A 20,954-nucleotide genomic window follows, 5' to 3' on the forward strand; every position below is an offset into this window, starting at 1 on the left:
GGACGCGTTGCCGCCTCACGCATTTCGCCGGGCATGGCCCGGCGCTACCGGGGTTGAACGCCGTCATCGGGGCAGTGCGCCTGCTGTTGCGCACATGCCCGCTTCCACCATTCCTGCAATACCGGTTGCAGCCCGCGGTAATGGCGCCCCTGCCAACCATTGGCCAGCACCGTGCCCTGCGCATCGATCAGCACCAGGTTGGGCGGGGCCGGGCCCGCCAATGCCTGCAGCGCTGGCATGCGCTGCGCACGACGCGGGTCCAGCACCGGCCACGGCATCTGCTGCAGGTGCATGTAGCGCCGCAACGCCGCCTCGCTTTCATCCAGGCTGACATACACCACTTCGGTATCGGCGCCGGCCTCGCGCAGCGCGTCGCGCACGCCGCGCAGGGTCGGCACGAAAGCGTGGCAGGGCGCGCACCAGTCGGCGCCGAAGTACAGCGCGATCAGCGTTGGCGGTGGCGACCACTGCATCGGGCGCAGGGCACGTGGCTCGGGCCGCATCAGCGAGGCGGAGACCTGCGCATGCAGGTCGGCAGCCACTGCCGGCCATGCCAGTGCCAGCAACAGCGCGGGCAGCCAGCTAGAACGCATAGCGCAGGTTGACGTACCACGAGCGGGCGAAGCGAGGACCGTACACGTAATCGCTGTCGCGCAGCGCGCCGCTTTCCAGATCCTTCTGCCGCTGGTCGAACACGTTCTTGACCCCCGCCGCCACCGACACTTCCTGCTGTGCCTGCGCACCCAGATGGCGATGCCAGCGCGCGCCCAGGTCGGTGACCAGGAAGGCGCGGGTGCGATGCAGCTCGCCCAGCCGGTTGTTGAGCACCGGCATCGATCCGGTGTGGCGCAGCGCCAGGAACGTCTCCCAGGGCTCGGCCGGCATCCAGCTGAGTTGGGCCAGGCCGGTCCAGCGCGGGGTTTTCAGATAGTCGCGGCTGTCGATGACGGTGACGCCGCCGTCGGCGGTGTCGTCGAAGATGCGCTGCGGCTCGCGGAACTGCGAGCGGTACCACGATGCGCCGGCAGTCAGCCGCCACTGCGGGGAGGGCTGCCAGCCGAGGTTGGTTTCCACGCCCAGCACGTTCGAGCCGGAGGCGTTGTAGCGCAGCTGCGTCAGCTGGCCATCATCGCCGCGCTGGATCTCGCCCAGCGCGAAGGTATCGCGGATGCGTGCGTAGGACGCGGTGGCATCCCAGCTCCATACCGGGTCGGCCGGGTCGGAGCGCCAGTCGAACCCGAACAGGGTGGTCAGCGCGCGCTCCTCCTTCAGGCCACGGGTGTTGCGCACGCGCACCTGCTCGCCGCCGAGGGTATCGACGTGGACATCCTCGACGAAGATTTCCGGCGCACGGAAGCCGGTGGCGATGCCCGCTCGCCATTTCAGCCGTGGCGTGGCCTGCCAGGCCAGGGCGATACGCGGTGAGAACACGGCGCTGTCCAGTTCCGAACTCTTGTCCACGCGCGCGCCCAGCACCAGGTCGACGTCCTCGCGTACGCTCCATTCGTCCTGCACGAACGCGCCGAGGTTGTGGAAGGTTGCATCCTCGAGCACGGCCAGGCGCTGGCCGGCACCATCGCGATTGTCGTCACGCAGGCCCTCATGCTTGTACTGAACGCCGAACGCCAGCGTGTGTGCACCCAGCCGCCAGTTCAACTGGCTGTCGATGTAGTGCAGCGGGTTGTGGGTGCGACCGTACTGGCGCCATGAGCGTGATGCGGCGCTGCCCGGTACGTTCGGGTCCAGTTGCGAAGGATCGTAGCCGGGTGCGGACGGATCGGTGACCACGTCGCCGAGTCCGCCATAGAAGCTGTCGCGGTCGATGTCGGCGAAGGCATACGCCAGGCGGAAGTCGACGTCGCCGCTTACCTCCTGGTCCCATGACAGGCTGCCGCGGCGGTAGTTCGTGTCCAGCGATTCGGCGATGTTGGCCAGGTGTTCGGGCTGGTCCAGGCGGTTGCCACCGCGACGGCTCTCATCGGTCACCTGCAGGTCCAACCGCAGGCGCGTGCCCGGAGTGGGCGCATACCAGGCCTGCAGGCCACCGACCTTGAGGTTCTTGCGGGTGATCTCGGTATAGCCGTCGCCGTTGTAGTCGATGCCGCTGTTCCAGTTGCGCTGGGCGATCACCGACAGTCCCGCGTCGGCTTCGCTGGCGACCAGATCCAGGCGCACGTCGGCGTTCTTCTGCGGCGTGCCCTTCAGAACATCCACGCCCGCCTGCACATGGCCGCCGCTGCGTGCCGGCAGCGGCGGAACCAGATTGATGACACCGGCTACGGCGCCCGGCCCGTACAGCGACGAACCACCGCCCTTGACCACTTCGATGCGGTCGACGAAGCCGGCGGGAATCTGTTCCAGCCCATACACACTGCCCAGCGTGGACAACAGTGGAATGCCATCGAACAGCAGCTGGTTGTAGGCACCGGGAAGGCCCAGCAGCTGCACTTCGCTGGTGTTGCAGTTCTGGCAGTTGCTCTCCACCCGCAGGCCGTTGATCAGCTCGACCGCGCGGGAGAAGTCGGTGGCCGCGCGCAGGGCGATGTCCTCCTTGCGCAGTACCTCGGTGCGGATCGGCACGTCCGACAGCAGGCGTTCGCTGCGGGTGGCCGTGCTGACTTTCACCTGCACGCGGTCCAGCTCGGTAGGCGAAGGCGGTGCGGCGAATGCGGTCACCGGCAGGGCGGCGGCAATACCGGCAGCCAGCGGCAGCCGGCGGAGAAGGGAGGCAGCAATGCGCATGAGGGCGTCGTCCTTGGGGAGGGAGGGCGGCGAGGGCGACCTGGCTGGCGCACATGAAAGCAGATGGTCATCAACATAGCAATTGCTATATCAGGGTCTCGGCGCGTGCGTAAACCGTGGCCTTTACTCGAACGTAATTGTTATAACATTACATAATGCGCACGCGCGTGTGCCGGTGGTCATGCACCGGAAGCGGTCAGCCGCGGCGGAAGGCGGCGGGAGTGCGCGCGCCGACGATGATCATGCGGATCATCGTGGAGATCTGTTCGACCAGTTCCGGATCGTTCTCAGGGGGCTGGTCCATGGCCGAAGCGCCCATCGCAAACACCAGCCGGGTGATCGCCATCGACACCAGTTCCGGCTTGTAGAGCACTGCGCCATCCAGTGCGGCCAGGCGCACCAGGTCATGCTGCAGTTCTTCTTCGAAGTAGTGCAGTTCGCGTTCGACCGCGTGCTTGAAATCGTCCGAGCCGACCGCGCCTTCGCGTAACAGTACGTGCAGCAGCTTGTCGTCGGCACGCAGCTGTTCCATGAAGGTTTCCACCGACACGCGTACCACGCTGGTGGCGCTGGACGTAGCGCGCTGGCGGGCTTCACCAATGATGGTGCGCAGCGAGCGCCCAGCCACGTCGATCAAGGCGACGGCCAGTTCGTCCATGTCGCGGAACTGGCGGTAGAAGCTGTTGGGTGCGATGCCCGCCTCGCGCGCGACTTCGCGCAGGCTGAGGGTGGAGAGGCTGCGATGCGGGCCGATCAGTTTCAACGCGGCGGCCAGCAGATCTTCGCGGCTCACCGTACGGCGGGCCGGGCTGCTGGCATCTTCAGGCGGAGACAGAACGGTGGCGGCGGCCATGGTACTTCCGGAGGGGCAAGGCTGAATCATACCCAATCCGGTGCAATATACACATGTATACACAGCTGTGTGTGCGGCCGTATAGTGCATCCATGAGCGCTGTCGTCCGTCCTTCCCTGTTTTCCCCGTACCGCTGGCTGTCGCCGTCGCTGTTCGACTTCTGGGCGGGCCAGCTGAATCCGTTGTGGACCCTGCGTGAGCCGATGGCCCGCCTGGTACGGCGCGAGCCGGCCGGCGAGGGCGCCGCCACCCTGGTCCTGCGCTGCAACCGGCACTGGGCCGGGATGCGCGCCGGCCAGCACGTCACCCTGGGCGTCGAGCTTGAGGGGCGTGTATTGCGCCGCAGCTACAGCCCGACCCGCCTGGGCCGTCGTGAGCTGGCCATTACCGTCAAGGCGGTGGAAGGCGGCAAGGTCAGCCAGCATCTGGTCGCGCATGCCAAGCCGGGCGACCTGTTCCGGCTGGATGCGGCCTTCGGTGATTTCCACATGCCTGCCGCAGCGCCGGTGCTTCTACTGGCCGCCGGCAGCGGCATCACGCCCATGCGCAGCCTGCTGCGCGACGCCTGCCAGCGCCCGCTGGCGGCGCCGGTCGACCTGTTCTACTGGGAGCGCAGCGCCGCGGCGTTCCAGTTCCGTGATGAGCTGCAGGCGCTGGCCGCAGCGAACCCGAACCTGCGCGTGCATCTGCTGACCACCCGCGAAGGCGAGGTGCCGGCCGCGCGCATCGACAGCCACACGTTGGCCGTTGCCGGTGACGACACCCCGCTGGCGCAGCGCCATGTGCTGGCCTGTGGCCCGGATGGCTTCGTTGCCGCTGCGCGCACGCGCCTGGCGCAGCAGGTGGCCGGTTTCCAGGCTGAAGCCTTTACGCCACCTGCGGCACTCAGTGATGCCGACAGCCTGGGTGAGGTCGCATTGACCCTGGCCCGCAGCGGCCGGCGGCTGATCGTGCCGCGTGGCCGCTCGCTGCTGGAAAGCCTGGAGGCGCAGGGCATCGCGCCCAAGCACGGCTGCCGCATGGGCATCTGCAACAGCTGTACCTGTGAACGCGTCAGTGGCACCACCCGCCACCTGCGCACCGGCGATACCCAGTCCGAAACGGCCGTGCCGGTGCGGATCTGCGTGAGCGCGCCGACCACCGACCTGACCCTGGATCTCTGAGGACTCCGCTGCCATGACCCGCGCTACCGACCGTGCCCTGAGCCCTRCCGAGATGCAGACGTTTGGTGAGGAACTCGATGCGATCCGCGACCGTGTGATCGGCAGCCTCGGCGCCTCCGACACCCGTTACATCCGCCGCGTCGCAGCGGCTGTGCGCTGGTCCGGCGTGCTCGGCCGCAGCCTGCTGTTCCTGGGTGCGTTCTCTCCGTTGTTCTGGGCGCCGCTGCTGTGGCCGGCCTGCATCGCCGGCACGCTGCTGCTGGCGCTGGCCAAGATCCTGGAAAACATGGAACTGGGCCACAACGTGATGCACGGCCAGTACGACTGGACCGGCGATCCCAAGCTCAACGGCAACACCTACGAATGGGACATCGTTGCCACCGCCGACAACTGGCGCAAGACCCACAATTTCCGCCACCACACCTACACCAACGTGCGTGGCATGGACGATGACATCGGCTATGGCCTGCTGCGCATCTTCCCGGAACAGCGCTGGAAGCCGTTCTACCTGCTGCAGCCGATCATCGCACCGATCTTCGCGCTGCTGTTCCAGTGGGGCGTGGCGGCGCAGGACCTGCGCCTGGGGCGCTGGTTCAAGGGCCGCATCAGCAGCCGTGCGATGTGGCTGCAGACTCGTCCGGTGGCCCGCAAGATGATCCGCCAGGTGCTGAAGGACTACGTGTTCTTCCCGCTGCTGGCCGGTCCGTTCTTCCTGCCGGTGATGCTGGGCAACATGGTGGCCAACGGCCTGCGCAACATCTGGACCTACGTGATCATCTTCTGCGGCCACTTCACCGCCGAATCGGAAACCTTCCCGAAGGAATGCCTGCGCAATGAATCGCGTGGCCACTGGTACCTGCGCCAGCTGCGCGGTTCGTCCAACATCAGCGGTGGTTTCGTGATCAACGTGCTGTCGGGCAACCTCAGCCACCAGATCGAGCACCACTTCTACCCGGACCTGCCGGCAAACCGCTATGCGGCCATCGCCAAGGAAGTGAAGGAAATCTGCCGGCGCTACGGCCAGCACTACAACAACGGCTCGCTGCCGCGGCAGTTCACCCAGGTGGTCTGGCGCATCCTGCGCCACGCGTTCCCGAGCAAGCCGCGCCGCCTGCCGATGCCGGACATCATGCCGGCACCGGCGTCGGCCAACGCCGGCTGAGTCTTCACCCGGCCTTCGCCAACAGCGCAGGTGAATCGCGATCGAGCCTGCGCAGGAACACCTGCATTTCCTTGCGGGCCTGCTGGTCGCCCTTGCTGCCGGCCACGCTGAGCCCGCGCTGCCACGCTTCGCGCGCCGCCTGCGGCTGGCCACCAGCCAGCCAGGCCTTGCCCAGCAGCTTCCACGCCGCCGAATAGTGCGGGTCCAGCACCACGCAGCGGCCCAGATGGGTGGCTGCGCGCACCGGGTCGCCGGCATCCAGCCAGCTCTTGCCCAGGCCGAAGCGCAGCAGTGCGCTGTCCTTGCCGGCGGCAAGCATCCTCTCCAGCGTTTCGATGTCCATCAGCGCACCTCCAGCAGGGTTTCCACCGGTCCCGCCTGGAAGCGGCCGCGATGGAACAGCAGTGGTGCACCGCCTGCTTCCTGCACATCGACAATGCGCCCGGCCAGCAACAGGTGATCGCCGACCGGCCACTGCGCGTGGCGGGTGCAGGTGAGGTGGACCACGGCACCGGCGATACGCGGTGGCGCATCTTCGCCGTCGTCCAGCAAGGGCACATCGGTGAATCGATGGCGCACCTGCGGATCGGCGAACCGGCGCGCCAGGGCTTCCTGGCCAGCGCCGAGCACGCTGATCGCGAAGCGGGTGGCGCGCTGGAACGTGGACAGGCTCTGCGCATGCAGGGCGAGGTTCCACAGCACCAGTGGCGGCTGCAGCGAGATCGGCACGAACGAGTTGATGGTCAGCCCCTGCGGTTTTCCCTGTGCGTCGCGGGCGCAGACGATCGCCACGCCGGTAGGGAAATGGCCGAGCAACCGCCGCAGCGCACGTGGTGGCAGGCTGACCGATGGCACCGGTGCCGGAGCGGGGAACACCCCCGCCCACGGCCCGGCGTATGCACCGGAGTCCGCGTTCATGCGGCCCTGGCCTGGCGGTAGCGCCGGCCGACCTCGGCCCAGTTGGTGAGGTTGAAGAACGCGCCGATGTAGTCCGGGCGACGGTTCTGGTAATGCAGGTAGTAGGCGTGCTCCCAGACATCCAGGGCAAGGATCGGGGTGTTGCCGGAGGCGCCAGCCGCCACGCCCATCAGCGGGCTGTCCTGGTTGGCGGTGCTTTCGACCTGCAGGCGGCCCTGGTGATCGACGGTGAGCCACGCCCAGCCGCTGCCGAAACGGGTCTGCGCCGCTTTGCTGAAAGCCTCCTTGAAGGCGTCGTAGCCACCGAGGTCGCGATCGATGGCCGCGGCAAGCTCTTCGTCGGCGGTGCCGCCATTGGCGCTGAGCACGGTCCAGAACAGGCTGTGGTTGGCGTGGCCGCCGCCGTTGTTGCGCACTGCACCGCGGATCGATTCGGGCAGGGCGTCGAGGTCGGCGATCAGGGTTTCCACCGGCTGTGCCGGCAGGCCCGCCTGTTCCAGCGCGGCATTGAGGTTGTTGACGTAGGCCTGGTGATGCTTGCTGTGATGGATTTCCATCGTGCGCGCATCGAAGTGCGGCTCGAGGGCGTCGTAGGCATAGGGGAGGGCGGGAAGCGAGTACGGCATCGAGACAGTCTCCGTGGGGAAGGCCAGGGGTATGGCCGTGGGGAGACTGTTATCGCACCTCAACATTGGTTGAGGTCAAGCGGGGTGGTTGAAAAGAGGGCGCTGTCGGCGCGTTGACTGTCCCGGGATCCCGTGGGCGGATGGGCACATGCAGGTCCGCCCACGCAGGACAGGTCCACGCGCCGGCGCGGAGGCGACGTCAAAGGCGAGAGCAGAAGCAGCAGGGTAGTGCCGGCCGCTGGCCGGCAGCGGGTGATGGTCGGGGCCCGCACCCTTGTGCTTGGCGCTCCACGCCTGCAGCTGCCCGGCCAGCCGTTCGAAGCGCTGGCGCGTGCGCTGGTGGTAGCCGGACGGCTGCTTGTCCAGCTCGGCGATCAAGGCCTCGGTGGCCTGCTCGATACGCGGTGCATCATCGGGTGCCAGCCGCAGCAGGCCTTCCACGTACAGCACGCCCCACTGCACGCGCGTGGCAGGGCCCTGCGCGCCTTCGTAGGCACGCTTCAGCCATTCCAGGGCGCCGGCGGTATCACCACGCTGCTCGGCCAGTTCGGCCAGCTCCGGCATGTAGTAATAAGGCTGCTCGCTGCGCTTCAGCTCTGCCAGCAGCAAGGCCTCGGCGCCTGCATCATCATCGACCTGGCGCAGCGCGTAGACGGCACTGCTGATGGTGGCCTGGCGCGCGTGTGCATCGGTGGCTGCGGCATCTGCGGCGGCCACGCGCTGCTTTACGCGCTGCACCAGTGCTGCCGGCAGCGGGCCTTCAGGCTGCTGCTGGCGTGCCAGCGCCAACTCGGTCAACGCACGTGACAAGGCATCGTCTGCGCGATCACCACGCGCGGCGTCGGCACGTTCCAGCGCGACCAGCAACTGCTGGCCGAGGGCATTGCTGCTGGCCGGACCGGCGCTGGCCTGCTTGACCAGCCCGGCGCCGGCATACCCCAGCAACTCGCGGTTGCGACGTACCTCCGCCGGTTGTGCCAGCACCGCCTGCAACAGTTCGCGTACCTGGGTGGGCGCTGCCGTCGGTTTCTCGGCGGTAGCCAAGGCGAGCAGCGCGAAGCGACGCTGCAGCGCAGGCTCGGGTGCGGCCTTGGCCAGCTGCTGCAGCACGTCCTGGGCGCTGCGCTTGCCAGCCAGGCGGTTGGCATCCACCTCCCAGCCGTAATCGCCCAGTACCTGCCAGTCTTCGGCGCCGAGCGTGGCCGGCGTTGCCAGCGCGGTCGCGAGCGTTTCAGCAACGGCGCTGCGGCGGCTGGCGGCGACGGTCAGGGCCCGGGTCAGTTCGGCCGCGTCGTTGCCGCCGGCCACGCGGGTGATTTCGTTGCGCTGCGGGTCGAGCACGATCAGGGTCGGATAGCCGCGCACGCCGAAGCGTTCGCCCCATGCCTGCGCGCCTTCTTCGTCGCCGTCCAGGTAGACCGGCACGAATTTGCCGGTCAGTGCGATGAAGGCCGGATCCTTGAACAGCCCCGCCTTGAGCTGGTTGCACGGCGGGCACCACACCGCGCCCCAGTACAGCAGCACCGGCTTGCCACTCTCGGCGGCTTCGTTGAAGGCATCATCCACGTCGCCCTGGCGCCAGGCGATGGCGGAGGCCGGGGCGGTCGATGCCGCCTTCGCCGTCGGTACCGGCGCGGACGCGGGGGAGCAGGCGCTCAGGGCCGAGGCCAGCAGCAACAGGGAAAGCGCGACGCGCATCGGCAGCATCTCGAAGGACAGGGTGGTGGGCCATTGTAGGAACGGTCGGGGTGCTGGCTGATGCAGTTTGCTTATGTCGCACGCGCTGCACGGCATGTGGGCTGGGTATCAGTGCGGACCAGGGGGCGCAGCCACCGCAGCGGACACCGCCAACACCAACGGCTGGTAGATCAGGCCGTGGTACTCGCCGACGTCGCCATCCAGCACGAACCCATAGTGTTCGTACGCCGGCACCGCGTTGAGCGAGGCGCGCACGGTCATCTGCGGGCCGCGTACCTGCGGCAGCACCGCCTGCAGCAGGGCACGACCGATGCCTTGCCCCTGCAGCTCCGGCGCGACGAACAGCATCGCCAGGTGCTGGCCCGCCTTCAGTTCCACCACGCCGACCACACGGCCCTCCTGTTCGGCCACCAGGATGTGGTTGTCACCCTGCAGGCGCTCGGCGAAGGCGCTGGCTGCGGCCACGTTGCCGAAGGTGGCGATGCCCTCGGCGGTAAGCATGGGCGCAACGGCTGCATTGAAGGCCGCCATGCACACCGCGCTGATCGCGGGCAGGTCATCGACGTGGGCGGGACGGATCCTGGGCATGCGCTGTACTTCCTGTTGTGGGACGCCATCAATGCCCCACGCTAAGCTGGCGGCATGACTGATTTCAATCCTGCCCATGCACGTCTGTTTCCAGAGCAGGGCTTGAGCCTTGGCCTGATGACGCCGGTGGCCGCGCGCGGCCTGGCCGATCCACTGGAGGCGTGCCGCGTCGCGCGGCTGGCCGACGATCTGGGCTTTGCTGCGCTGTGGACCCGCGATGTGCCGCTGATGGTGCCGCAGGGGCCGGATGCGACCGCCAGTGCGCTGGATGATCCGTTCCTGTGGTTGGGCATGCTGGCCGCGGCGACCGAACGCATCGTGATCGGCACTGCGGCCATCGTGCTGCCGTTGCGGCAACCGCTGCAGGTGGCGAAATCGGCGCTGACGCTGGACCGGATCAGCGGTGGACGCTTCGTGCTGGGGCTGGGCTCGGGTGATCGACCAGAAGAGTTCGCGGCCTTCGGCGAGGACCTACAGGGCAGGGCGGGCACCTTCCGCGAGCGCTGGTCGCTGCTGCGTGCGGCGCTGTCCTCCGAACCCTCCGAGCGCGCGCCGGTGTTGCAGGCAACCGGTGGATACGACGTACTTCCCGCGCCGGCAAGGCGCATTCCGATGCTGGTGGTCGGTACCGCGCGGCAAAGCCTGCAGTGGATCGCACGCGAGGCCGAAGGCTGGGCGACCTATCACCGCGAAGAGACCGCGCAGGAAGGGCGCATCGGTCTGTGGCAGCAGGCGCTGGCCCAGAGCGGAGGCGCGCCCAAGCCATTCGTGCAGTCGATGCTGCTGGACCTGCAGGCCGATCCAACTGCGCCGGCGGAGCCGCTGCCGCTGGGCCTGAAGGTGGGCCGCGATGGGCTGCGGGGGTACCTGCAACGCGTACACGCGCAGGGTGTGGCGCATGTGATGTTCAACCTGGTGGACAACGGCCGACCGGTGGACGACGTACTGGGCGAGATCGGCGAGCACGTCCTGCCCGATACGCGTCGGTAGGTGTCCACCTTGGTGGACAGAGCTCTACCGTTCGCCGGGCATGGCCCGGCGCTACCCTCGGTGTTCGGATCGTTCGCATCTGCGTATCATTCGCATTTGATATCCAGCGCTGGAGCCCTGCGTGACCCACCGTAACCCGCTGCACCCGACCGGGCGCCTTTTCGCCGTCGTCGCCTTCATCGAGGCCATCACCTGGGCCGGTCTGCTGGCCGGCATGTGGCTCAAGTACGGCCCGCAGGCCAACGTCGCGCTGGTGAAGCTGTTCGGGCCGCTGCATGGCGTGGCGTTCCTGGTCTACGTGGCGGTGACTCTGTTTGCGGCGCTGCGCCTGCGCTGGCCATGGTGGGCAACGGGGCTGGCGTTGCTGGCTGCGGTTCCGCCGCTGGTGACCCTGCCGCTGGAGTGGTGGTTCAAGCGTCGCGGCCTGCTGTCGGTACGCGCAGGGCAGTGATGCACCCGCAGGTGCGTGCCCGTCAAGCGAATGGGTATCAAATGCAAATGCGAGCCGTTATCATTTAAGGATGACGTCGCCGCCTGACAGGGCGACGTCGCGCGGGGTGCGGATGCGCCCGGCGTTCCCTCCCTGGTTACGGTTGGTGTTCCATGCATTCACGTCCCGTGGTTCCCGGCTTGCCGGCGCTGGTGTTGGCTGCCCTGATCGGCACCATGGCGATGATGTCCTTCGTCGCCGTCATCGGCCCGGTGGTCCGCCTGCTGGGCCTGTCCGAATGGCATGCCGGTCTATCGGTCACGGCCGCAGGCGTGTTGTGGATGCTGGCCGCGCGCCCGTGGGGCCAGCTCAGCGACCGCATCGGCCGCAAGCGCGTGCTGATGCTGGCGATGAGTGCCTACACCGTGGTCTACATCGCGCTGGCGGTGTTCATCGATGTCGCGCTGCAGACAATACCGCCGATGCTGGTCTCGGTGCTGGTGCTGGTCGGTGCGCGTGGCCTGATCGGCCTGTTCTACGCGGCTGTGCCGCCGACCGCTGCCGCGCTGATCGCCGACAAGGCACCCACCGGCCAACGTGCGAAATTCCTCGCCCGCCTGGGCAGCGCCAACGCGCTGGGGATGGTGCTGGGTCCGGCTGCTGCCGGATGGCTTGCCTACAAGAACCTGCCGCTGGCGCTGTACGTGGCTGCGCTGTTGCCGCTGCTCGCGCTGGGCCTGCTGGCCTGGCGCCTGCCGGCCACGCCGACGGTGGCAGCCGCACACAGCCGCAACCGCGTACCACTGTCGCGCCTCGACCGGCGGCTGCGCCTGCCGCAGATGGCCGCGTTCGTGGCGATGGTGTCGGTGACCATCGCCCAGGTCACGGTCGGCTTCTTCGCCATCGATCGCTTCGGCCTGGATGCAGCCGAAGGTGCACGCATGGCCGGCATCGCACTGACTGCAGTCGGCGTGGGCCTGATCCTCGCGCAGGGGCTGGTGATGAAACTGGACGTGCATCCCCGGCGCTGGATCATCCTCGGCGCACTGATCGCAGGCATCGGCTTTGCGTCGGTGGCGGCGGTGCAGCAGACCTGGCAGTTGCCGGCGGCCTACGCGCTTGCAGCGTTCGGCATGGGCTTCGTGTTCCCCTCGTTCCAGGCGTTGGCCGCCGACGCGGTGCAGGCGCACGAACAGGGGGCGGCGGCCGGCACCGTCGCGGCGGCGCAGGGGCTGGGCATGGTGGCCGGGCCGATGCTCGGCACCCTGTTGTATCGCGGCGGCGCCAGCCTGCCTTACCTGCTGGTCGGCGTGCTGCTGCTGGTGCTGTGCGTGCTGGCAGCAGCGTATCGGATGAAGGAGACCCCATGAACGATTCCCTGATGCAGGGCGCGTGGCCGGAGGCTGCGTCGATGCTGCCCGAGCCCACCGCCGAAGCGTCGCTGTTCCTGCTGCGGCAGGCCGATCAGCAGATGCACGCGCGCGGCTGCCGCGCACCCTTGCCGACCGGTGCGCTGGCGACGCTGGCCGAGCGCGTGGCGACGTTCTTCGCGCAGCAGCGCGGTGGGCCGGGCCTGCTGGTCGGCGCGGTGCCGTTCGAGCCGCGCGCCGATGATGCGTTGTACCAGCCCGAGCGCCTGCTGCCGGCATTGCCCGTACAGTCGCAGGCGGCGCCGGCGCTGTCCGGAGCGCTGACTGCCGAGCCCTCGGCGCAGGCGTATGCAGCGGCCGTGGCCGACGCGGTCAGCGCGATGCGCGCGCCGGACCCGGAGCTGCACAAGGTGGTACTGGCGCGCAGCCTGTTGGCGCACACGCAGCAGGCGCTGTCACCGGAAATGCTGCTGGCCCGCCTCGGCACCGATCCTTCGGTGGCGACCTACGCCGTGCCGCTGCCGGTGGACGTTGGCCAGGCGCCGGCATGGCTGGTGGGGGCGACACCGGAGCTGCTGCTGCGCAAACGCGGGGCGCAGGTGCTGTCGCATCCGCTGGCCGGTTCGGCCAGGCGCAGTGCCGATCCGGTTGCGGACGAGCGCGCCGCGCAGGCGTTGCTGGCATCGGCGAAGGATCATGACGAACACCGGCATGTGGTCGACGCCATTGTCGATGGCCTCTCGCCCTGGTGCAGCCATATCGAAGCGCAGCCACGCCCGGTGCTGCACGCCACCGCCAGCATGTGGCATCTGGGTACGCGCATCCACGCCACGCTGAAGGACGCTGCTACGTCGGCGGCGACCCTGCTGGCCGAGCTGCATCCCACCCCGGCCGTCTGCGGTACCCCGCGGCTGCAGGCACTGCAGCGCATCCGTGCGCTGGAACCGGTGCCGCGCGGTTTCTATGCCGGTGCGGTGGGCTGGCTCGATGCGCAGGGGGACGGCGACTGGTATGTGGCGATCCGCTGCGCGCGCCTGCAGGGCACCCAGCTGCGCCTGTATGCCGGCGCCGGCATCGTCGCCGACTCGCAGCCCGAGGCCGAAGTGGCCGAAACCGCCGCCAAGTTTGCTGCCCTGCTGAACGCATTGGGCGTGCAGGACCCGCTGTCCCTGATCGAGGTATCCGCATGACGCCGTCCACCGTTGATTCGCGCCTGCCACTGCAGCAGCAATGGCCTGAAGCGCTGGTCGCGCGCTATCGGGCCGCAGGTCATTGGCGTGGCGAAACCTTCCCGGGTTTCCTGCGCGAACGCGCCGAGCGCCATGCCGATGACATCGCGGTGGTGGCTGGCGATGTGCGCCTGAGCTATGCGCAGCTCTGGCATGAGGCCGGGCGCATCGGCGCCGGGCTGCTGGCGCTGGGCCTGCAACCCGGCGAGCGCGTGCTGGTGCAGCTGGGCAATACGGCCGGTTTCATCGCAACGGTCTGTGGCCTGTTCCGCGCCGGGCTGGTGCCGGTGTACGCGCTGCCGGCACATCGCATCACCGAGCTGGCCCACTTTGCGCGCAAGGCCGAGGCCAGTGCCTACATCAGTACCGATGTCCATGAAGGATTCGATCATCGTGGCCTGGCGCGCGCGCTGCAGGCGGAAGTGCCGGCGGTACGCCACGTGCTGATCGACGGCGATGCGGCCGAGTTCGTCGCGCTGGAATCGCTGCAGGGCGATCGCAGCCAGCTGCCGGCCGATCCCGATCCGCAGTCGGTGGCGTTCCTGCAGATCTCCGGCGGCAGCACCGGGCTGTCAAAGCTCATTCCGCGCACGCACGACGATTACATCTACTCGTTCCGCGCCAGCAACGAAATCTGTGGGATCGACCGCGACAGCGTGTACCTGGTTGCGCTGCCGGCAGCACACAACTTCCCGATGAGCTCGCCGGGTTTCTTCGGTGCGCTGTACGCCGGCGCCCGCGTGGTGCTCAGCCCGGGCCCCGGCCCGGATGCGGCGTTTCCGTTGATCGCGCGCGAGAAGGTGACCTGCTGTGGTCTGGTGCCGCCCCTGGCGCTGCTGTGGGCGCAGGCGGCGGCGACCAGCAGGCACGATCTGTCCAGCCTGCGGGTGCTGCAGGTCGGGGGAGCGAAGCTGGTGCCGGAAGCCGCGCGGCGGGTCATCGATGGCCTCGGTTGCACGTTGCAGCAGGTGTTCGGCATGGCCGAAGGCCTGGTCAACTACACCCGGCTGGATGACCCGCAGGACCTGGTCGTCGCCTGCCAGGGCAGGCCGATCAGCGAGGATGATGAAGTGCGCGTGGTCGACGACCACGACCAGCCCGTTGCCGAAGGCGAGGTCGGTCATCTGCTCACGCGCGGTCCGTACACCATCCGCAGTTACCACAATGACGCGGCGGCCAACGCGCGCTCGTTCACCGACGACGGCTTCTACCGCACCGGCGACCGCGTGCAGCAGCTGCCCGGCGGCTATCTGGTGGTGCAGGGCCGTGCCGGCGACCACATCAACCGGGCGGGCGAGAAGATCTCCGCCGAGGAGATCGAAGACCATCTGCTGGCCCATCCCAGCGTGTTCGACGCCGCCGTGGTCTCCATTCCTGACGACTACCTGGGCGAGCGCAGCTGTGCCTTCGTGATCCAGCAGGGCGAGGCCATCAAGGCGCCGGCGCTGAAGGCGTGGATGCGCGGGCGTGGCCTGGCCGCCTTCAAGGTGCCCGATCAGATTGTTTTCGTGGACAGTTTCGACACTACGGCGGTTGGCAAGATCAGCCGCCGCGAACTGCGCGCGCTGCTGCGCGCGCGTCATCTGCAACAGACAGGAGGAACGCGCTGATGGCGCTGCCCCGCATTACCCCGTATTCCCTGCCGACCGCTGCGGAACTGCCGCAGGCGCGAGGCGCCTGGCGTCCCCAGCGTGATCGTGTTGCCTTGCTGGTACACGACATGCAGCGCTATTTCCTCGCCGCATTCGACGCCGGCAACGCACCGCTGCAGCCGGCGGTGGACAACATCGCGCGCCTGCTGGGACATTGCCGTACGCACGGCATTCCGGTGTTCTACACCGCCCAGCATGGCGACCAGGACCGTCGCGACCGCGGCCTGCAGGCAGACCTGTGGGGCCCGGGCATGGGCCGGCGTGCCGACCACGAGCCGATCATCGACGCACTCGCGCCGCAGCCGGGCGAGCATGTGCTGGTCAAGCACCGCTACAGCGCGTTCCAGCGCAGCAATCTGGAAACGCTGATGCGCGTGCGCGGCCGCGACCAGTTGCTGATCACCGGCGTCTACGCGCACATCGGATGCACCGCGACGGCGGTGGAGGCGTTCCAGCGTGACATCGAGACGTTCATCGCTGCCGATGCCGTGGCCGATTTCTCGCGTGCCGACCATGACCAGGCGCTGCACTGGATCGCCCGCACGTGCGGCGTACCGATGACCACCGACCAGCTGCTGGAGGCAATGTGATGAACGCGACGACCGAAACCTTGACCCTGGAGCGCATGCGCGCCGACGTCGCCCGCGTGCTGGACTGCCACGCGGCTGACATCGGCGATGATGACAACCTGATCGATCTGGATCTGGATTCGATGCGCATGCTGGGGCTGGTGCTGGCCTGGGGCAACACCGGGCTGCCACTGGAGTTCGCGCAGCTGGCTGAGCACACCACGCTGCGCCAGTGGTGGGCGGTGGTGCAGCAGCTGCAGGCCGCGCAGACGTCATGAGCGGATCGCCGCTGCCGCTGACCGAGGCGCAGGCAGGGCTGTGGTTTGCCCAGCGGCTGGCACCGCAGAATCCTGCATTCAATACCGCGCACGCGGTGTGGATCGAGGGTTCGCTGGATGTGCCGGCGTTCATCGCTGCCGCCAACCAGGCCGCCGTCGAGGCCGAGGCGCTGGCGTTGCGTTTCGCCGAGGCCGAGGACGGCCAGCCCGTGCAGTGGCACGAGCCCGCGCGGGTGCCATTGCTGCAGCTGCGCGATGTCGCCGCGGCCGATGATCCGCAGCAGACGGCGCGCGCGGCGATGCTGGCTGACCGCTGCAGCGCGGTCGACCCGACCCGCGACCGGCTGAGCCAGCAGGTGCTGTTCGACCTGGGTGGCCAGCGCTGGGCCTGGTACCTGCGCGTGCATCACCTGGCCACCGATGGCTATGGCATGGCGCTGTTCACTGACCGCGTCTGCGCCCTGTATGCGGGGCGCACCGGTAGTGCGCTGCCAGGGTTGGCGGGCGTGCTGGCCGATGATGCCAGCTACCGCAGTGATGCGCGCCGCGACGTCGACCGGCAGTGGTGGTTGCAGGCGCTGCAGGGCGCCCCGGCCTCCACCGGCCTGGCCGGCACCGCCGCGGCCAGTGACGATGCACTGCGCTGGGTGCAGCCGGTGGACCCCGCCTTGCGCAAGCGCCTGCTGCAGGTCTCGGCATCGTGGCTGCAGCCGTGGCCGGATGTGCTTGCCGCGTTGGCCGCCGAGTATGTGCGTCGCATGAGCGCGTCCGAGGAAGTCGTGCTCGGGGTGCCGTACATGGCGCGGCTTGGCAACGCGGCGGCGCGGGTGCCGGCGATGGTGATGAACGTGCTGCCGCTGCGGGTGGCGGGCGGCGAGGGCGGTGTCGAGGAATTCTGCGGGCGCATCGGGCGCCAGCTCAGCCAGAGCCGCAAGCATGGGCGCTACCGTGGCGAACAGCTGCGTCGTGACCTCGGCCTGGTCGGTGCACAGCACCGTCTGCATGGGCCGTTGATCAATGTACAGCCGTTCTACAAGCCGCTGGCGCTGCCGGGTGTGCAGGCCTCACTGGAAGTGCTGAGCACCGGCCCGGTTGACGACCTGACACTGGGCTTCCGTGGCGATGGACAGACCCTGCTGGATCTGGAGATTGAAGCAAACCCGGCCCTTTATGGCCTGGATGACATGAAGGCGCATGCCCGGCGGCTGCTGCATTTCGTGTCGGCCGCGCTGCTGGCCGAAGACATCGCGACGGTGCCACTGGCCACGCCGGAAGAATCGAAGCAGGTCGTGCATGGCTTCAATGCCACCACGCATGCGCTGCCTGACACCACCCTGGCCGAACTGCTGCAGCAGGGCATGGACCGCGATCCGTCGGCAGCGGCGCTGGTGTTCGGCGATACGACGCTGGACCATGCTGCGCTGGAGGCGCGCAGCTTCGCCCTGGCCGCGCAGCTGCGCTCGCTGGGCGTGGGCCCGGGCACGGTCGTTGCCGTAGCGCTGCCGCGTTCGCTGGAACTGGTGGTTGCGTTGCTGGCGGTGCTGCGTGCAGGCGGCGCGTACCTGCCACTGGACCTTGCCCATCCCGCGGAGCGCCTGGCGCGCATCCTGGCGTCGGCGCAACCGGTCTGCGTATTGGCAGAGGCCGGCGTGCAATCCCGTCTTTCAGATGTGCCGGTGCTGCCGCCGGAGCAGTGGACCGACGTGAGCTTTGCCGCACCCTGGCCGGGCCCGATGGGCGACGATGCGGCCTATGTGATCTATACCTCCGGTTCGACCGGCGAGCCCAAGGGCGTGGTGATCGAACATCGCGCCATCGTCAATCGCCTGCTGTGGATGCGCGAGCACTATGGCATGGGTGCCGACGACCGGATTCTGCAGAAGACCCCGGCAACGTTCGACGTATCGGTCTGGGAATTCTTCCTGCCACTGCTGTGCGGCGCGACGCTGGTGTTGGCGGGGCCGGACGCACACCGCGACCCGACCGAGCTGGCGCGATTGATCCGCGTCCATGGTGTCACCACCGCACATTTCGTACCGTCGATGCTGGATGCGTTCCTGGCTGCACCGGCCTCACAGGACCTGCGGCTGCGGCGCGTGTTCACCAGTGGCGAGGCGCTGGATGCCGCACTGCGCGACCGCTTCCATGCGCGGGTACATGCCGAACTGCACAACCTCTACGGGCCGACCGAAGCGGCAGTGGATGTGAGCTGGTGGCCGGCGTCGGCCGATGACCGCTCGCGCCCGGTGCCGATCGGTTTCCCGGTCTGGAACACCCGCCTGTATGTGCTGGACGCACGGATGCAGCCCGTGCCGGTGGGCGTGGCCGGTGACCTGTACCTCGGCGGTGTGCAGTTGGCACGCGGCTATCTCGGCCGCCACGACCTGACGGCCGAGCGCTTCCTGGCGGATCCGTTCCTGCCGGGTGAGCGCATCTACCGCACCGGCGACGTGGCACGCTGGCGGGGCGACGGTGCTGTCGAGTACCTGGGGCGCAGCGACCATCAGGTAAAGCTGCGCGGCCTGCGCATCGAACTTGGCGAGATTGAAGCAGCGTTGCGCGAGCTGCCTGGAATGGACCGGGTGGAAGTGCTGTTGCGCGATGATCTACCCGGCGAGGCGCGGCTGGTCGCCTATGTGCCGACGGCGCTGCTCGATGCAGCGGCGCTGCGCAGCCATCTGCTGGCGCGGGTGCCGGACTACATGGTGCCGTCTGCGTTCGTGGGCGTGGATCATTGGCCGGTGACCGCCAATGGCAAACTGGACCGGTCTGCGCTGCCGAAACCACGGCAGCAAGAGGCCGCCGGGCAGGCGCCGCGCACGCCGCTGGAGCAGGAACTGGCCGGGCTGTTTGCACAGGCGCTGGGGCGTGAACTGCCGGTGGCGGTTGATGTGGATTTCTTCAGCATCGGAGGCGACTCCCTGTCGGCCGTGCACCTGCTGCTGGCCATCGAGCAGCGCTGGCGTTGCGAGCTGGGGCTGGGTGCGCTGTTCGCGCAACCGACCGTAGCCGCGCTGGCGGCACGCATTGCCGAGCCGCCCGCACGCGCCGATCACGCGCTGGGGCCGGTGATTGCGCTGTCGGCATCCGACGAGGCAACCGCAGCCCCCCTGTTCGTGCTGCACCCGGCAGGCGGCATTGCCTGGAACTATCGCGCACTGGCCCGGGCGCTGCAGCCAACGCGCGCGGTGTACGGGCTTCAGTCACCCGCGCTCGACCCCACGCAACCGCTGCCAGGCAGCATCGAGGCCATGGCCAATGACTATGTGCAGCGGGTGATCACGCTGCAGCCACAGGGGCCGATCCATCTGCTGGGCTGGTCGGTGGGGGGCATCCTCGCGCAGGCGATGGCCGTGCGCCTGCACGACATCGGCCGCGAGGTCGGCGAACTGGTGCTGCTCGATGCCTATCCCAGCGAATGCTGGCGTGCCGAACCGGAGCCCGACCCGATCGCGGCGCTGCGGGCGCTGTTGGCCATCGCCGGGCATGACCCGGACGCGCATCCGGAACTGGACGATCGCGAGCGCATCCTCGCCTTCCTGCGGCGCGGCGGCAGCGCGCTGGGCAGCCTGCCCGAGGTGGTGCTCGACGGCGTGGTACGGGCGGTGACCGGAACCAATCGACTGATCCGCGAACACCAGCACCGACCCTTCGTCGGAACGCTGGCGCATGTGCGGGCCGGACGCGATCATCAGGCACGGCCGCAGTTGCAGTCCGCGCTGTGGAAGGCACATGCGCTGCAGGTGGATGCCATCGAGCTGCCGTTCCTGCACGCCGAACTGACCGGGCGTGATGCGGTGGCGCAGCTGGCACCGTGGTTGTCGGCGCGGCTGCAGCAGTGGGACAGGCAACAGGAGAGTGCAACATGCAGCTGACGGGTTTTGAAGGGAATGTGGCGCTGGTGACCGGCGCAGCCGGCGGTATCGGTGCGGCGCTGGTGGGGCAACTGCTGGACGCAGGGTGCCGGGTCGTGGCAACCGATCGCGAGCGACCTGCGCTGGCAGCCGACGATGGTCGCGTGCAGGCTTTCGCACTGGACGTCACCGACGGCGCGGCCGTGGACGCGCTGGTAAACCAGGTGGAAGCCACGGTGGGACCGATCATGTTGGCGGCCAGCGTGGCGGGCGTGCTGCATGTCGGCGAGGTCGTGGACACCCGTGACGCGGATTGGCGCAGGGTGTTCGCGGTCAATGCCGATGGTGTGTTCCATGTGGGCCGCGCACTGGCACGGGTGATGTCGCCGCGCCGGCAAGGCGCCATCGTGACCGTCAGTTCCAACGCGGCGGGCGTGCCACGGCATGGCATGGCCGCCTATGCCGCCTCGAAGGCGGCGGCGACGATGTTCACCCGTTGCCTGGGCCTGGAGCTTGCACCGTTGGGCATCCGTTGCAACATCGTTGCGCCGGGCTCCACGCTGACCCCGATGCAGACCGGCATGTGGGAAGACGAGCAGGGCGCGGCACGGGTGATCGCCGGCAATCCGGCCACCTACAAGGCGGGCATCCCCTTGCGCAAGCTGGCCACGCCGGAGGACATCGCGCAGGCGGTGATGTTCCTGCTGTCCGAGCAGGCCGGGCACGTGGCGATGAGTGACCTGTACGTGGATGGTGGCGCCACGCTGCGCGGGTGACGGGGCCGGGCACACCGCCGGGCGGGGTTCATGGGTTGCCGGCCAGCGGCCGGCAC

18 protein-coding genes and 1 pseudogene are annotated in these 20,954 nt (G+C 68.4%); 11 read left to right on the plus strand and 8 right to left on the minus strand.

Annotation, left to right across the window (positions count from 1 at the left end):
* Positions 1 to 44: 44 nt before the first annotated feature.
* The 3 genes from AC1DCU_RS03625 to fabR form a co-directional block, all read right to left on the minus strand.
* Complete coding sequence (locus AC1DCU_RS03625) at positions 45 to 593, minus strand: thioredoxin-like domain-containing protein (RefSeq protein ID WP_025878572.1); 549 nt, start codon at positions 591 to 593, stop codon at positions 45 to 47.
* Positions 583 to 2,742 (minus strand): TonB-dependent receptor plug domain-containing protein, encoded by a 2,160-nt coding sequence (locus tag AC1DCU_RS03630; RefSeq protein ID WP_032975315.1) that lies wholly within the window; start codon positions 2,740 to 2,742, stop codon positions 583 to 585. The genes AC1DCU_RS03625 and AC1DCU_RS03630 overlap by 11 nt, the downstream gene beginning before the upstream one ends.
* Positions 2,743 to 2,938: 196 nt before the next feature.
* Complete coding sequence (gene fabR, locus AC1DCU_RS03635; RefSeq protein WP_025878574.1) at positions 2,939 to 3,595, minus strand: HTH-type transcriptional repressor FabR; 657 nt, start codon at positions 3,593 to 3,595, stop codon at positions 2,939 to 2,941.
* Between the two features lie 92 nt (positions 3,596 to 3,687).
* Between fabR and AC1DCU_RS03640 the strand changes: the two genes are divergently transcribed.
* Entirely contained in the window at positions 3,688 to 4,758 is a 1,071-nt protein-coding gene (locus AC1DCU_RS03640; protein ID WP_051584920.1) for a ferredoxin reductase, read from the plus strand.
* A gap of 13 nt (positions 4,759 to 4,771) precedes the next feature.
* On the plus strand, positions 4,772 to 5,920 hold the full coding sequence (locus AC1DCU_RS03645) for a fatty acid desaturase family protein (RefSeq protein WP_478014123.1): 1,149 nt from the start codon (positions 4,772 to 4,774) through the stop codon (positions 5,918 to 5,920).
* A 4-nt stretch (positions 5,921 to 5,924) separates the two neighbouring features.
* Here AC1DCU_RS03645 and AC1DCU_RS03650 read toward each other — a convergent pair whose 3' ends face one another.
* The 5 genes and pseudogenes from AC1DCU_RS03650 to AC1DCU_RS03670 all read right to left on the minus strand — a co-directional run bounded on the left by AC1DCU_RS03650 (position 5,925) and on the right by AC1DCU_RS03670 (position 9,750).
* Positions 5,925 to 6,263: a tetratricopeptide repeat protein gene (locus AC1DCU_RS03650; protein WP_032975318.1), complete on the minus strand. Its 339-nt coding sequence runs from the start codon at positions 6,261 to 6,263 to the stop codon at positions 5,925 to 5,927.
* Complete coding sequence (locus tag AC1DCU_RS03655; RefSeq protein WP_032975319.1) at positions 6,263 to 6,838, minus strand: flavin reductase family protein; 576 nt, start codon at positions 6,836 to 6,838, stop codon at positions 6,263 to 6,265. Before AC1DCU_RS03655 ends, AC1DCU_RS03650 begins: the two co-directional genes overlap by 1 nt.
* A complete protein-coding gene (locus tag AC1DCU_RS03660) occupies positions 6,835 to 7,464 on the minus strand; it encodes a superoxide dismutase (protein WP_032975320.1) in 630 nt (209 codons plus the stop codon). Before AC1DCU_RS03660 ends, AC1DCU_RS03655 begins: the two co-directional genes overlap by 4 nt.
* 267 nt (positions 7,465 to 7,731) lie before the next feature.
* Positions 7,732 to 9,171: pseudogene (locus AC1DCU_RS03665) on the minus strand (thioredoxin family protein); the annotation flags it as partial.
* A 99-nt stretch (positions 9,172 to 9,270) separates the two neighbouring features.
* Positions 9,271 to 9,750: a GNAT family N-acetyltransferase gene (locus tag AC1DCU_RS03670; RefSeq protein WP_032975322.1), complete on the minus strand. Its 480-nt coding sequence runs from the start codon at positions 9,748 to 9,750 to the stop codon at positions 9,271 to 9,273.
* Positions 9,751 to 9,804: 54 nt separating this feature from the next.
* Here AC1DCU_RS03670 and AC1DCU_RS03675 point away from each other — a divergent pair, with 54 nt between their 5' ends.
* The 9 genes from AC1DCU_RS03675 to AC1DCU_RS03715 all read left to right on the plus strand — a co-directional run bounded on the left by AC1DCU_RS03675 (position 9,805) and on the right by AC1DCU_RS03715 (position 20,898).
* The gene (locus AC1DCU_RS03675; RefSeq protein ID WP_032975323.1) at positions 9,805 to 10,740 is read left to right on the plus strand and encodes a TIGR03571 family LLM class oxidoreductase; all 936 of its coding nucleotides are present in this window, start codon (positions 9,805 to 9,807) and stop codon (positions 10,738 to 10,740) included.
* Positions 10,741 to 10,861: 121 nt separating this feature from the next.
* Positions 10,862 to 11,191, plus strand: a complete 330-nt coding sequence (locus tag AC1DCU_RS03680; RefSeq protein ID WP_235189905.1) for a DUF3817 domain-containing protein — start codon at positions 10,862 to 10,864, stop codon at positions 11,189 to 11,191.
* 152 nt (positions 11,192 to 11,343) lie between these two features.
* Positions 11,344 to 12,540, plus strand: a complete 1,197-nt coding sequence (locus AC1DCU_RS03685) for an MFS transporter (RefSeq protein WP_032975324.1) — start codon at positions 11,344 to 11,346, stop codon at positions 12,538 to 12,540.
* Positions 12,537 to 13,730, plus strand: a complete 1,194-nt coding sequence (locus tag AC1DCU_RS03690) for an isochorismate synthase (protein WP_032975325.1) — start codon at positions 12,537 to 12,539, stop codon at positions 13,728 to 13,730. Before AC1DCU_RS03685 ends, AC1DCU_RS03690 begins: the two co-directional genes overlap by 4 nt.
* Entirely contained in the window at positions 13,727 to 15,379 is a 1,653-nt protein-coding gene (locus AC1DCU_RS03695; protein WP_442252165.1) for a (2,3-dihydroxybenzoyl)adenylate synthase, read from the plus strand. Before AC1DCU_RS03690 ends, AC1DCU_RS03695 begins: the two co-directional genes overlap by 4 nt.
* The gene (locus tag AC1DCU_RS03700) at positions 15,379 to 16,011 is read left to right on the plus strand and encodes an isochorismatase family protein (protein ID WP_025878587.1); all 633 of its coding nucleotides are present in this window, start codon (positions 15,379 to 15,381) and stop codon (positions 16,009 to 16,011) included. The genes AC1DCU_RS03695 and AC1DCU_RS03700 overlap by 1 nt, the downstream gene beginning before the upstream one ends.
* Entirely contained in the window at positions 16,011 to 16,268 is a 258-nt protein-coding gene (locus tag AC1DCU_RS03705; RefSeq protein WP_032975329.1) for a phosphopantetheine-binding protein, read from the plus strand. The genes AC1DCU_RS03700 and AC1DCU_RS03705 overlap by 1 nt, the downstream gene beginning before the upstream one ends.
* Positions 16,265 to 20,143, plus strand: coding sequence for an amino acid adenylation domain-containing protein (locus AC1DCU_RS03710; protein WP_442252164.1), 3,879 nt, complete (start codon positions 16,265 to 16,267; stop codon positions 20,141 to 20,143). Before AC1DCU_RS03705 ends, AC1DCU_RS03710 begins: the two co-directional genes overlap by 4 nt.
* Positions 20,134 to 20,898 (plus strand): 2,3-dihydro-2,3-dihydroxybenzoate dehydrogenase, encoded by a 765-nt coding sequence (locus AC1DCU_RS03715; protein WP_032975332.1) that lies wholly within the window; start codon positions 20,134 to 20,136, stop codon positions 20,896 to 20,898. Before AC1DCU_RS03710 ends, AC1DCU_RS03715 begins: the two co-directional genes overlap by 10 nt.
* The last annotated feature ends 56 nt before the right edge of the window (positions 20,899 to 20,954 follow it).

Source organism: Stenotrophomonas sp. 10L48, assembly GCF_056395105.1.